Here is a 13,168-nt window from a genome sequence, read left to right on the forward strand (position 1 = left end):
ACGTCTCGATTTCGCGGCCGGGGAATTACCGCTTTTCCTTCCGGCGGGCCGGGCGGGGGAGCGAGGCATCCGTAGCCCGAGAGGCGGATCGCCGGCGGTGCCGGCCGCAACGCGTTTGCCCCGCCGTCGCGTATTTTCGAACATGTCTCGGCTCGCGTTCCGCGCGGCCGCGGCGGTCGTCGGCGTCGCCCTGCTCGCCGCCTACCTGACCGCGGCACTGTTCGTCGCCGACCTGCTGTGCGCGGCCTGGGCCGCCCGGCCCGACCTCTCAGTCCTCCTCGCGCTGGTGGCCGCGGGGACGCTCGGGTCGGCGTACCTCAGCTACCGGCTCGGCATGGCGCAGATCCTCGCGAACTTGGAGGGTGATCGCGTCCCTCGGAGACGGGCGCCGGACCTCCACCGTCGGATCGACGCGCTCGCGGCGCGGATGGACGTCGCGCGCCCGGAGCTGTACGTCACCGACGCCCGCGCGCCCAACGCGTTCGCAGTCGGGGGCGGGAGCGACGCCGGCGCGCTGGTGGTCGACCGGTCGCTGTTCCGACTGCTCTCGCCGCGCGAGATAGAGGCGATCCTCGCGCACGAGCTGGCGCACTTGGAGACGAACGACGGGTTCGCGATCGCGATGGCCGACGGGGTCGGGCGCTCGCTGGTGGGGATCGCCACGGTGGCGGCGCTGCCGGCGCTGCTCGCGCTCTCGGGGCTCGCCGCCGCTTCGGCGTGGATCCGCGGGCGGCCGGGCGACCGGTCGGGCCCCTTCGCGCGCCTCCACCGGGCGCTCGCCGGCGCGCTGTTCGCGGGGTTCGTCCTCGCGACGCTCGTCGCGCGATCGCGGTCGCGTAGCCGCGAGTTCGCGGCCGACGACCGCGCGGCCGAGGTGACCGGCGACCCGCTGGCGCTCGCGCGGGCGCTCCGCCGGATCGAGCGCGCGACCGAACCGACGTGGCGGTTCGCGCCCTTCTCGACGCACAAGCGGACCGGCGAGCCGGCCGAGCGCTGGCTGTCGACGCACCCCTCGACCGACGAGCGCGTCGAGCGCCTGCGGGAGATGGCCGAGTCGCAGGGGCCGACGCGGCGGATCCCGGCGGGGCCGTCGCGGGCGGCCGTCGGGCGAGGGCGATCGCGGCGGTGATGGGAGACACGACGCGAGAGTCGGACGCTACTGCGGTGGCGCGTGCCGACGAGCGCCCGGAGGGCGCGAGTCGCACGCGCGAGGGACGCCGCGAGCGAAGCGAGCGGCGAGGCTGGGGAGGCGTGAGGCGCGGTCGCTGTGCGGGGCGGGACTCAAAGGGGCAGTCGCGAGGGCGGCGCAGACGACGTAAGCACCACAGTGAGGGAACGAACGGAGTGAGTGACCGAGCGAGGAGCGCAACGAGTGTGCGCCGCCCTCGCGGCTGGGGCTTTGGCGGAGTTCGTCGCGGAGTCACCGGCAGCAATGTATAAACGAGCGGCTGGGGCTTTGGCGGAGTTCGTCGCGGAGTCACCGGCAGCAATGTATAAACGAGCGGCTGGGGCTTTGGCGGAGTTCGTCGCCGATCCGCCAGCAACCATTTATAAATAATCAGCCAGCGGTCTGGCAGTCTCCGATGTCGATCCGTCGGCAACGATTTATACGTCGTACTGTTCGCGCGTCACGTCCCCGAGCCCCGACTCCGTAAGCACGTCCGACGGGACCAACATGTCGAGCTGGACGACCCCTGGGAGCCGGCCGATCTGGACGCCGCCGGTGAACGTACACCGGGCGCGGACCTCGCCCTCGGTCATGTCGAGCAGCGTCCCGGCGCGGTCGAAGGCGTTCTGCGTGGCGTCGTTGACGGTCGCGCCGGAGCCGATCACCTGGATCGGGGCGGCGTCGGTGTCGACGTCGACGCCGTGCTCCGCGCCGAGGTTCTCGCCGGCCGCGACCTCCTCGTCGCTGTACGGCGCGCTGATGAAGGGGAGGTCCTCCTCGTTCGGGAGGAGGACGGGACCGTCGAGGTCGACGTCCTCGATCACCTCGACGTCCATCGTCACTGTCCCGCTCACGTCGGTGGTGTGTAAGGATAGCTCGCCGTCGCCCTGGTTCGCGTGGAGGTCGCCGACATAGATCCCGCCGCCGTCGACGACGACCGGGCAGATCAGCGTCGCGCCCGCCCGGACCTCGGGGACGTCCATGTGGCCGTCGGTGCGCAGCTCAAGGTCCGCCTCCGTCTCGACGCCGTAGTCGTGGTCGGCGCCGATGAGGTTCTGCCCGAAGTCGCCCGCGTTGTGCGAGTCGGGCATCGTCACCGGCGGCGTGGTTCCGATGTTGCCGATGAACGGCCGGAGGCGGCCGAGCGCGCCCGGCATCCCGTCGGGCTCGTACAGCAGGATCGGGTGCTGTCGGGCGTTCTCGGGGATGTCCATCACCTCGTCGGCGTCGAGCGCGAGCTCGTGGGCGCCGTCCGCATCGAGGGTGATCCCGACCGCGTTCTCGTGGTCGAACGCGACGGTGTAGCCGTACTCGAAGCCGAACGAGGAGGCGTTGGCGCCGCACTCCGCACAGCGGATCGCGTCCTCGCCGGTGCCCTCGACGACGGAGTCGGGCCACGTCGTGCCGCACTCCGGACAGCGGTGGTCGACGAATGGGTCGTCGCCGAACGCCTCGTCGCGCTCCGCCATCGACCCCGTGCTGGTCGCCATGCTCGTGACCTCGACGTCGCGGATGTGGATCGCGACGGCGTCGCCGACCTCCGCGCCCTCGACGCGGATCGGTCGCGTCACCTCGTGGCCGCCCCGGAACGAGGGGGTCACCATCGGGCCCCAACAGCCCGGCGGCGTGTACGTTGTCACCGTCCCGCCGTCCGCGACCGTGCCCGCCCACTCCTGGTCGGGGCCGACGAGGCCGAGCGTGTACTGGTCGACGTACAGCTCCTCTTGAACGCCTTGCTGTGACATACCGTGTCAACATACAGCGCAGACCGAGATAATCCTACTGCTCGCGGAGGAAACCGAGGGGAGGAGCGTCCCGAGGGATGCCTGAGTCCGACGAGTCCGCAGACCATCGATGTTGAAACGGCGAGTTTTCGAGAGAAACCAGTATCAGGAATCGTCCGTTGCTGTTAGGTGGGCGAAACGACTCGATTCGGTCGGGAGCAAGCGGTCGTGATCCGAGGCCGAACCCGCGGACTGGAAAGGGAACCTCACTCGCGTTGAGGAGCCGAAATGGTGTTTCTCGGCGTCATTGAACTTATCACCGGGTGACGCATTCTCGTTCGATTCCGGCGGGTACGGGTAACCCATACACCGACGCGGAGCGATACCTCACCTAGATCGTGACAGAAACGACGTGCGGGGTGCGGAGACCAAGTTCGTCGACTCAGTCAAGTTATTTATCAACTGAGGGATCATTCATGAGCGTATGGTCGATCGCCCGGGACCTAGACTCGGCCGAGCAGGTCGTCGTCAAGTTCTCCGGACAGCCGGTGGTCTCGCCGCACTGAGCATCCTCGGGACGGGTGCCTCTACCACAGTCGCTGCCGATCCCGGTGACGAGCAATGGACCTTCGAGACCGGTGGTCCGGTCGACTCGTCGCCTACGGTTGTTGATGGAACCGCCTTCGTTACAAATGTCAGCGGTGGTCTTTACGCGGTCGATATCGAGACTGGCAACCAGCAGTGGAGTTTCGAAATCGGCGAGTATGTTGAGTCGTCGCCGGCAGTAGTCGATGGCATCGTTTTTGCCGGAGGTCGAGTCGATGCGTTTGATATTCTGGACGGGACCGGTCGTCTTTACGCGTTAGATTCCGAGAGCGGAACTCAACAGTGGGCCTTCGAAACAGATGGTGTGATTAAGTCATCGCCGACGGTGCGTGATGGCACGGTCTTCGTTGGGAGTGACGGCGGAAAATTATACGCAGTAGATGCTGAAACTGGTGGCCCACAGTGGACCTTTGATGTCAGAGGAGACAGCCTCATAATGAATTCAATTCAATCGTCGCCGACCGTAGTTGATGATTCCCTATTCGTTGGAGATGGCCGCGGTACTCTTTATGCGATAGATGCCGAGACTGGCAACCGGCGGTGGGCCTTCGAAAGCACCCGAATTCGCTCGTCACCGACGGTCGCTGATGGGACCGTCTTTGTCGGGAGTTTCGACCACAACCTCTACGCGGTAGATGCCGAGACGGGCAACCAACAGTGGGCTTTCGAAACGGGCGACTTCATCGCGTCGTCACCGACAGTGATTGATAGCACTGTCTTCGTCGGAAGTGATGACGGGTATCTCTACGCGGTGGATGCGGAAACGGGCGACCAGGAGTGGGCCTTCCAAACCGGCGGCAGGATCAGATCGTCACCGACGGTAGTTGACGGAACGGTCTTGGTCGGGAGCAGTGACGGAAATATCTGCGCGGTGGATACAGAGACGGGCGATCAACGATGGGAGTTCGAAATCGGCAGTGGAGTCAACTCGTCGCCGACGGTGGTCGATGGGACCGTCTTCGTCGGGAGTGCCGACGGCAACCTCTACGCGGTGGCTACCGGTGTTGATGGCTCAAGCGAGGACTCTCGTGTGCTGCTTGGGACGCTAGGCCACCACGGCGACCGGCGGTTTGCTAATCAATCAATCGACATTCCCGCCCATGCGCTGTACACCTCGTGGGTGCGGAATAATGCTGACTGGCTTGCCATTGGGGGTGTAGGGATCGGGGGCGGTATCGGTGGGATATCGCTGATCCGGCGACGCGAGGATACCCGAGAATCTAAACAGGATCCCCCAAACGAGTCGAGTGGAGAGTCGTCTGCCATGCCTCCCTCGGAGACGGCGCAGTCGACGACCCCCACAGATCAGTCCGGAACCGACGCTTCATCGAGGGTCGACGAGTTCCGGTCGGAAGCGGAAACGGCCCTCGAGATGGCGGTCGCCGCCAAGGAGAACAACCTGTTCGACGAGGCGGAGGACGCCTACGACGTGGCCCTCACCCAGTACGAGGCTGCCCTCGACGAACTCGACGCCGGTGACGCAGAGACACGCACGAAGGTCGAAGAGTCCATCGACGCGGCCCATGCTGAACTGACGGCGCTCGAAACCCTCCACGAGCAACAGGAGGAGATCATCGAGACGCTGGAAACGGCCGAACACAGCTTTCAGGTGGCTATCATGGCCTACGTAGAGGGTAGCCAGACGCTCGCGCGAATTCGCTTCCGACAGGCCCGAGATTCGTTTGCGGAAGCCGTCGATATCGTTGAGGACAGCGACGAGGACCTCCTTTCACCGCCCGTGGAAGTGAGTGTCCAGCCCGATCGAGAGTTGGCGTCGACGGCGCTGAGCGAGTTACCGGCGGTGCCGGAGGCGGCGGTAGCGTCGCTATCCGACGCCGGAGTCAACGAGATCGACGAACTCGAAGAGCGCGAGGAACCACCGTGGCCACCCACTCCCGTCGAAACGCTAGCGACCGAAGAGACGACGAGCGATCGGGTGGAAACGACGCTGACGCTGTTGTCGTGGTGGGAGGACACCGACAGCCACGAGTTCGAGACCGCGGCAGCAGTCTCACGCCGACGCGACCAAGCCGAGTACGGGTTCGCCCGGAGTTCGTAGGGGAACTGGTGCTTTTTATAAACGGCACCGTTACGTCCCGCGTATGCAGACCCACGTCGTGCCCGTCGGGTTCGACTACGACCGGATGATCGCCCCCCTCATCCGGGACCAGTTCGACGTCGACCGCGTTATCCTATTGGAGGGGACCGTCGGCAGCGAGGCCAACGTCGAGTACTCGCGCAACATCGCGCGCAAGCTCGAACAGGACTTCACGAACCTCCTCGGCGCGGAAACGGTCCGCGAGCAGCTGACCGACGTGTACGACTACGACGCCGCCTTCGAGCGCGCCTTCGACCTCATCAACGCGGAGTTGGACCGAGACGAGGGCGTCGACGCGGCGGGCGACGAATCGGTCGACGAAGCGGAGTCGGGCGTCGACGGCGACGAGCGCGAGGTGTGGGTGAACCTCTGTTCGATGCCCCGCCCCGTCTCGTTCGCGTTCGCGACCGCGGCCCACTCGATCATGGTCGAGCGGCAGGCGGACCGCGACCGCATCCACACCTACTACACGGCCACCGAGAAGTACTTAGAGACCGAACTCGCGGAGGAGCTGCGCGCAACGCGCGACCTCCTGCGCGACCTCGACGACGGGAGCGACGCCGAGGCGCTGGCGGACGCGGGCGTCGACCCCGACCGCGTCGCGGACCGGCTCGCGAGCACCACGGACCTCCTCGCGGAGTTCGACGAGCGCGGGACCACCATCGGCGCGAAGAAAATCGGCGACCGCCACGTGATCGAGCTGCCGGTCGCCTCCTTCCAGAACGTCAAACCGTTCGAGGAGCTGGTCCTCTTCACGCTGGGCGAGCACGGCGAGTTCGAGTCCGTCTCGGAGCTGGCCGAGACGCTCGCCGCCGAGCTCAACGAGGAGTACACCGACTCGTTCCGCTCGAAGGTGATCTATAACGTCGACCGGCTCGGGCCCGGCGGCAAGGGGTACATCGAGCGCGAGGAACACGGGAAATCCTACCGGACGAGCCTCTCGCGGATCGGCCAGCTGTGGGTCCGCGCGCACGCTGACGAAGATCGAGACGTGGCGTGAATAGATTCGGGAGACTCGGTCGCATACTTATAAATCGACACTGGCAGATCGGCTACTAACACCCCCAAAGCCCCAGCTGATCGCTTATAAATGGCTGATTTCGGATCGACGGCGAACGCCTCCAAAGCCCCAGCCGCGAGGCTATAAACAGTTGATTGCGGATCGGCGAAGAACACCGCCAAAGCCCCAGTCGCGAGGCTATAAACAGTTGATTGCGGATCGGCGGAGAACACCACCAAAGCCCCAGCCGCGAGGCTATAAACAGTTGATTGCGGATCGGCGGCGAACACCGCCAAAGCCCCAGTCGCGAGGCGGGCGCACACTCGTTGCGCTCCTCGCTCGTTCGCTCCGCTCACTCGCTGCGGTGCTTACGTCGTCTGCGCCCGCCTCGCGACTGCCCCTTTGAGTCCCACCCAGCACCGCCCCGCACAGCACCGCAGCCTCAAGCCTCCCCAACCTCGCGGCTCCCTCGCTTCGCTTCGGTCGCCGCGTCCCTCGCGCGTGCTCCTCGCGGCCTCCGGCCGCTCGCAGGCACGCGCCACCGCAGTTGTTTATAAATATATGTCGCGGCGCGCGAATTTACTTATAAACAGACGTTCGCGATCGGCGCCGTCGTTCCGACTCGATCGGTGTCGCGACCCGCCCGTTTATCAGGGTGGAACCGGGAGCGTTAGGGGATGAGTTCGGGGGGCAGTTCCGGCGCGAGTGGATCGAACGGCGGCGGGAACGGCGGAGGCGAGAGCGACGCGAACGAGTTCGACTTCGCGACGCCCGCGACCGACCAGTCGTTCGAGAACGCGCTCGCGAAGGCCCGCGACGGCGCTCGCCTGACGGTTGCCGACGCGACCGAACTGCTCGCCACCGGCACGGCGTCGCCGGGGATCGACCCAGTCCGCAAGGAGGCGGTGCTGGAGGCGGCCGACCGGCGCAGGGCCGAGGAAGTCGGCGACGAGGTCACCTTCGTCGCCAACCTGAACAACAACGTCACCACGGCCTGCAACACCGGCTGCCTGTTCTGTAACTTCAAGGACTCCGCGCACGCCTTCGAGGCCGACAGCGAGGTGGAGCACGCCGGCTTCACCAAGCCGCCCGCCGAGTCGCGCGAGATCGTCGAGGACGCTCTCGACATTGGGATCTACGAGGTCTGCTCCGTCTCGGGGCTCCACCCGGCGTTCGCGCTGAACGAGGAACACCACGAGATCCTCGCCGCCTACGACGACCCCGCGAGCGAGGTGAACTACAAGCCGCCCGAGACGTACGCGACCGACCCGGGCACCTACCTCGAACAGATGGAGGCGATGTCGGTCGGCGGCGTCCACCTCCACTCGATGACCCCCGAGGAGGCGTACCACGCCTCGCGCGGTACCGACTGGGAGTACGAGGCCGTCTACGGCGAACTCGCTTCGGCCGGGCTCGACTCCGCGCCCGGCACCGCCGCCGAGATCCTCGTCGACGAGGTCCGCGACGTGATCTGCCCGGGGAAGATCCGCACCGACGACTGGGTCGCGGCGATGGAGGGCGCGGCCGCCGCCGGCTTAGACGTCACCTCGACGATGATGTACGGCCACGTCGAGACGGTCGCCCACCGCGCGGAGCACCTGAAGGTGATCCGCGACCTCCAGGACCGCACGGGCGCGATCACGGAGTTCGTCCCGCTCTCCTTTATCCACCAGAACACCCCGCTCTACCGCCGCGGCGTCGTCGACTCCGGCCCCTCGCACGCCGAGGACGAGCTCGTGGTCGCGGTGGCGCGGCTCTTCTTAGACAACGTCGACCACGTCCAGGCCTCGTGGGTGAAGTCGGGCGACGCCCACGGGATCAAACTGCTCAACTGCGGCGCCGACGACTTCATGGGCACCATCCTCTCGGAGGAGATCACCAGCCGCGCGGGCGGCGAGTACGGCGAGTACCGCTCGTTCGACGACTACGTCGAGATGATCACAGCGATCGGGCGGACGCCGGTCGAGCGCTCGACCGACTACCGCACGCGGCGCCGGATCGACCCCGACGACGGCCCGCACGGTCCCCGGCTCGGCCCGCGCGCCGACGGGACGCCGATGCTGCCGAACCGCCCGTCCGGCGGCGACGGGAGCGGCGACGCGGCCGGCGCGTCCTCTGCCGACGACTGAGCCGGCGTGGGCGACGCGGGGAGAACCAGTTGGATCCCGAACACGTTCCGCTGAGCGCCGGCGGTTCTCACTCGCTGGGAGCCGCCGGCATCCCCTTTATCATGGTACTCCTCCACACGTGTGAAATGGGCGCACCCGACGCACAGCCGGCCGACCGTTCGGCGGAGTGCTCCGAGGACGGCGACCGCGACGAGCGGATCGACCCCGACCGCCCGTCGCTGACGCGCTCCGACGAGCGGCTGCTCTCGTACCTCGCCGACGTCGGCGCGGACTATCAGGCGTTCGTCGCCGGGAACACCGGGCTCTACGACGACCACGTGGAGTCCCGGCTGACCGCGCTGGCGGAGGCCGGGCTCGTGGAGCGCGTGTCCGGCGAGGCCGTCTACCGGATCACCGACGCGGGGCGAGCGGCGCTCCGCGACGACTGTCCGCGCTGGTCCGATTAAGAATGGCGTTCGCGGGGCTTACCGCCCGAGCTCCTCGTGCGCCGACGAGAGGTGCCGCGAGCCGAGCGCCGCGAGCAGGGAGAGCTCGCCCGCGAGCGCGCAGACCGCGATCGACTCCGCGAGCGCGTCGGCGTTGCTCCCGGCCGGGTCGCCGCCGCCGGCGACGCCGAGGATCTCCAGGCTCGCGCGCTGCGTCGGGAGCTTCGTCCCGCCGCCGACCGTCCCGACCTCCAGGCTCGCCAGCGAGACCGAGACGTAGAGGTCGCCGTCGGCGGTCGTCTCGGCGGTCGTGATCGCGTTCGCCCCCTCGACGACCTGCGCCTCGTCCTGCCCGGTGGCGAGGAACATCGCCGCGACCGCGTTGGCGACGTGGGCGTTGAAGCCGAGCGCGCCCGCCTTCGCGGAGCCGACGAGGTTCTTCCGCGTGTTGATCTCGACGATCGCCTCCGGGGTCGTGTGGAGCCGGTCCTCGATAACCTCGCGCGGAATCGTCGCGTCCGCGACGACGGAGCGACCCCGCCCCTCGACGGCGTTGATCGCGGCCGGCTTCTTGTCCGAACAGAGGTTCCCCGACAGCGCGACGAGGGAGGCGTCCGTCTCGGCCTCGACGGCGTCGCAGGCCTCCCGCGTCGCGATGGTGACCATGTTCATCCCCATCGCGTCCTTCGTGTCGTAGCGGAACCGGCAAAAGACGTTGTTGCCGACGACGTATGGCGTCACGTCCAACAGCTCCCCGTGGCTCGTCGTCGACTCCGCGGCCTCCCGCAGTGCGGCCTCGTTGTCGCGCACCCAGTCGACGAGCGCCTCCGCCTCGGCGACGTCCGCGACCCGGAACACGGGCGCGCGGGTCATGCCGTTCTTCGTAACCCGGGCGGTCGCGCCCCCGCCGTCGTTGACGACGGAACAGCCGCGGTTGATCGACGCGACCAGCGCGCCCTCCGTCGTCGCCAGCGGGAGGTACCGCTCGCCCGAACTCGCGCCGCCGTCGATCGTCACCGGGCCGGCGACGCCGATCGGGACCTGGACGCCGCCGAGGGTGTTCTCGATGTTCGAGCCGTGGACCGCGTCGGCGTCGAACGCGTACTCGCCGAGGGGGTCGAGGTCGGCGTCGGTCGCCTCCGCGACGAGCAGCCGGCGCGCGGCGGTCGCGACGTTGGCGTCGGCGTGGTCCTCGAGCTCGTGGAAGCGGATCTCGCCGTCGCGGACGCGTTCCGCGAGCGACGCGGGAGTGGCGTCAGTCATGCCCGCGTCTCCTCGCGGCGCGTGCTAATGGCTGTCGGTTTTCGGGGTCACCGGTCCGCGCCGTCCAGCGCCGAGCACAGCTCGCCGAGCGTCGCCTCGTCGGTCGCGGCGACGGACAGGTCTCCGTCGCGCCGGACCGCGGCGCCGGCCTCGGTCGCGAGCAGCTCCGTGACCGCCCGCTCCTCCTCGTCCGGGCGGAACTGGACGATCCCCTGGAGCCGGCCGCGGGCGAACAGCCCCGAGTGGACCGTCGGCGCCCAGCTGTCGAGCACGCGCTTGACGCGGTCGCCGAGCGCGGCGCGGAGGGCGTCGGCCTCGGCCGCGAGCGCCGGGTCGCGAGGCACGTCGCGGCCGACAATCACGGCGACCGTGGCGCCCGCGAGGTCGCCCGCGGCCTCGCCGCCAGTTCCCCGCGCGTCGGCGGCGTCGACGCGGTCGCCGTCGTACCGGACGCCCTCGCCGGCCCGCGCGACGTACGTCTCGTCGGTCGCGGGCTGGTGGACGGCCGCGACGAGCGGTTCCCCGTCCCGGAGGACCGCGACCGACGACGCGAACGTCGGCAGGCCCGCGGCGAAGTCGTTGGTGCCGTCGAGGGGATCGATTATCCACCGGTACGGCTCGTCGCCGGCGAACTCCCCCGCCTCCTCGGCGAACACGGCGTGGTCCGGGAACGCCTCGCGCACGACCGGGAGCATCCGGGACTCGGCCGCCACGTCGGCCGCCGCCTTCACGTCGTGCGCCCCGTACTCGGCCTCGGCGTCGCCGTCCCGGTACCGGTCGCGAAGCTCCGCGCCCCCGGCGAGGACGGCCGCCCGCGCGACCGCCTGTATCTGGTCGTGATCGCTCACGCCGCGGGCTTCGGCGAAGGGGTTGAAACGGTTTCCGGTCGCGGGACCCCGACGGTCCCGAACGATCGCCTACCGACCGACGAACCCGGAGAGCCGCTCGCGGAGCGACTCGCCGCCGAGCTTGAGGTAGTAGGCGTCGCCGCCGTCCTCGTAGTAGTCGTCGATGCGGCGGATCACCTCGAAGCCGAGGTGCTCGTAGAAGCCGAGCGCCTGCCGGTTGGTCGTGCGGGCGTGACAGGTGACCGACCGGTGGTCCTCCGCGATGTCGGCGACCAGCCGCTCGGCGTGGCCGCGGCCGCGGTGGTCGGGGTGGACGGCGAGGAAGAGGATGTAGCCGTCGCGCCGGACGGAGGCGAACGCGACGAGCCGGTCGTTCTCGACGAGCAGGTGGGCGGTCGACCGGCGGTACGCGTCGACGAAGAAGCCGCGTCGCTGTCTGAGGACGCCCTCAGCGGACCGAATTTGCTCTTTGAGCTCCCACGCGGCGGTCGCGTAGTCGGACTCGCCGGGCGGGTCGGTCCGCTTTTCGACGTTGACGCTCACTGGGGAAACCTAACACGCGGGCGGAATATAACTCCACCGCCAGCGGGGACCGTTGCGGGCGGCTGCGCCGCCAGCAAGAGCAGTTGCGGGCGACAGCCTCGCTCTCGACAGGTCGGCGTTGGTCACTACCGCGACTGCGACGGAAACGGTTTAGTCGCGCTCGGGCGTGTTGGCGAGCGATGACCTACGAGCTCCGCGACCACACCGCCGACGTCGCCGTCGAGGCGACGGCCGATACCCTCTCGGCGCTGTTCGCGGCGGTCGCCGACGGGCTCGCGGCCGCCAGCGCGGAGTCGGTTCCGGACGAGGGCGACCGGTTCGAGTTCGAGGTCGCCGCGGAGGGTCGCGAGGCCCTGCTGTTCGACTACCTCGACCGGCTGATCTACGAGCGCGACGTGCGGCTCGTCCTCCCGGCCGACCACCGGTGTGCCGTCGTCGGACCGGGCGAGGGCGACAGCGGGACCGGCCCCTCGGACCCGGACGAGTGGCGGCTCACCGCCAGCGCGCGCGGCGTCCCGCTGGACGCGGTGGCCGCCCGCGAGATCAAGGCGGTCACCTACTCCGAGATGGCGCTCGAACGCCGCGGGGACGAGTGGTACGCGTACGTCGTCTTCGACGTGTGAGGCCGCGACGACCGGTCTGACGTGTGATATGATAAATCGTTATATTAGCTGAGTTCATTGGTACCATATGTCGCACTCAGATCGGAGCGACGGGAGCGATCCGGCAGTCGCGGAGCGGCGGTGGCGGGCGGGGGCGGTCGGCGGGCTCGTCGCCGGCACCGCGATGGGCGCCGTGTTACACGTCGGCCTCGGACTCATGCCGACGATCGGCGCGCTGGTCGGCGTCGAGACGGTCCTCGCCGGGTGGGCCGTTCACCTGTTCAACAGCACCCTCTTCGGCGGGCTGTTCGTCGCCGTCTTCGACCGATCCTTCTTCGCCGACTTACGCGGGGACGTCGGGGGCTGCCTCTCGCTCGGCGTCGTCCACTCCGCGCTGCTCGGGATGCTCACCGGGGGGCTGCTGTTGCCGGCCGCGATCGCGATCGAGGGCGCGACCTCGCTCCCGGTGCCGACGCTGCCGGTGCCGGGGCTGACCGCGAGCTTCGAGTTCGGCGCAGTCATCGCGGTCGCGCACCTGCTGTACGGGCTCGTCCTCGGACGTGTCTTCGCCGCGTTCACGCTCGCGGAGGGCGACATCGCCTGGCTCCCGATCGACCCGGTCGACCGGTGAGGCCGCGATCGGGCGGTCGGCGTCCGACTCTCGCGAGAGCCGCTCGCGACCGCGCCCGCCGACGCAACACCTTCGTCTCCCCCGCCCGCTGACGCAACGCCCTCCTCCTCCCGCCCGCTGACGCAACGCCC

11 protein-coding genes are annotated in these 13,168 nt (G+C 68.5%); 7 read left to right on the plus strand and 4 right to left on the minus strand.

The window, feature by feature from the left end; translation table 11 throughout:
- Positions 1-142 precede the first annotated feature (142 nt).
- Positions 143-1,129, plus strand: a complete 987-nt coding sequence (locus tag F3H13_RS06885) for a M48 family metallopeptidase (protein WP_149798297.1) — start codon at positions 143-145, stop codon at positions 1,127-1,129.
- A 476-nt stretch (positions 1,130-1,605) separates the two neighbouring features.
- Here F3H13_RS06885 and F3H13_RS06895 read toward each other — a convergent pair whose 3' ends face one another.
- The gene (locus F3H13_RS06895; protein ID WP_149798299.1) at positions 1,606-2,913 is read right to left on the minus strand and encodes an acetamidase/formamidase family protein; all 1,308 of its coding nucleotides are present in this window, start codon (positions 2,911-2,913) and stop codon (positions 1,606-1,608) included.
- Between the two features lie 463 nt (positions 2,914-3,376).
- Between F3H13_RS06895 and F3H13_RS06900 the strand changes: the two genes are divergently transcribed.
- The 4 genes from F3H13_RS06900 (at position 3,377) to F3H13_RS06920 (ending at position 9,171) form a co-directional block, all read left to right on the plus strand.
- On the plus strand, positions 3,377-5,557 hold the full coding sequence (locus tag F3H13_RS06900; RefSeq protein WP_149798300.1) for a beta-alanine-activating enzyme beta-propeller domain-containing protein: 2,181 nt from the start codon (positions 3,377-3,379) through the stop codon (positions 5,555-5,557).
- 43 nt (positions 5,558-5,600) lie between these two features.
- Positions 5,601-6,596, plus strand: a complete 996-nt coding sequence (locus F3H13_RS06905; RefSeq protein WP_149798301.1) for an HFX_2341 family transcriptional regulator — start codon at positions 5,601-5,603, stop codon at positions 6,594-6,596.
- Between the two features lie 677 nt (positions 6,597-7,273).
- Positions 7,274-8,725: a 7,8-didemethyl-8-hydroxy-5-deazariboflavin synthase subunit CofH gene (cofH, locus tag F3H13_RS06915; protein ID WP_149798303.1), complete on the plus strand. Its 1,452-nt coding sequence runs from the start codon at positions 7,274-7,276 to the stop codon at positions 8,723-8,725.
- Positions 8,726-8,850: 125 nt separating this feature from the next.
- Positions 8,851-9,171 carry a DUF2250 domain-containing protein gene (locus F3H13_RS06920; RefSeq protein ID WP_149798304.1) on the plus strand — a complete coding sequence of 107 codons (321 nt, stop codon included), beginning with the start codon at positions 8,851-8,853 and terminating at the stop codon, positions 9,169-9,171.
- A gap of 18 nt (positions 9,172-9,189) precedes the next feature.
- On the opposite strand, the gene hmgA is transcribed toward F3H13_RS06920, so the two are convergent.
- From hmgA to F3H13_RS06935, 3 genes are all read right to left on the minus strand, one after another.
- Entirely contained in the window at positions 9,190-10,413 is a 1,224-nt protein-coding gene (hmgA, locus tag F3H13_RS06925) for a hydroxymethylglutaryl-CoA reductase (NADPH) (protein WP_149798305.1), read from the minus strand.
- 47 nt (positions 10,414-10,460) lie between these two features.
- Positions 10,461-11,261: an inositol monophosphatase family protein gene (locus tag F3H13_RS06930; protein ID WP_149798306.1), complete on the minus strand. Its 801-nt coding sequence runs from the start codon at positions 11,259-11,261 to the stop codon at positions 10,461-10,463.
- A gap of 69 nt (positions 11,262-11,330) precedes the next feature.
- Entirely contained in the window at positions 11,331-11,804 is a 474-nt protein-coding gene (locus tag F3H13_RS06935; protein ID WP_149798307.1) for a GNAT family N-acetyltransferase, read from the minus strand.
- Positions 11,805-11,983: 179 nt separating this feature from the next.
- Between F3H13_RS06935 and F3H13_RS06940 the strand changes: the two genes are divergently transcribed.
- Positions 11,984-12,427 (plus strand): archease, encoded by a 444-nt coding sequence (locus F3H13_RS06940; protein WP_149798308.1) that lies wholly within the window; start codon positions 11,984-11,986, stop codon positions 12,425-12,427.
- 67 nt (positions 12,428-12,494) lie between these two features.
- Positions 12,495-13,037 (plus strand): hypothetical protein, encoded by a 543-nt coding sequence (locus F3H13_RS06945; RefSeq protein WP_149798309.1) that lies wholly within the window; start codon positions 12,495-12,497, stop codon positions 13,035-13,037.
- Positions 13,038-13,168 lie beyond the last annotated feature (131 nt).

Source organism: Halorubrum xinjiangense (genome assembly GCF_900102375.1).
GTDB lineage: Archaea > Halobacteriota > Halobacteria > Halobacteriales > Haloferacaceae > Halorubrum > Halorubrum xinjiangense.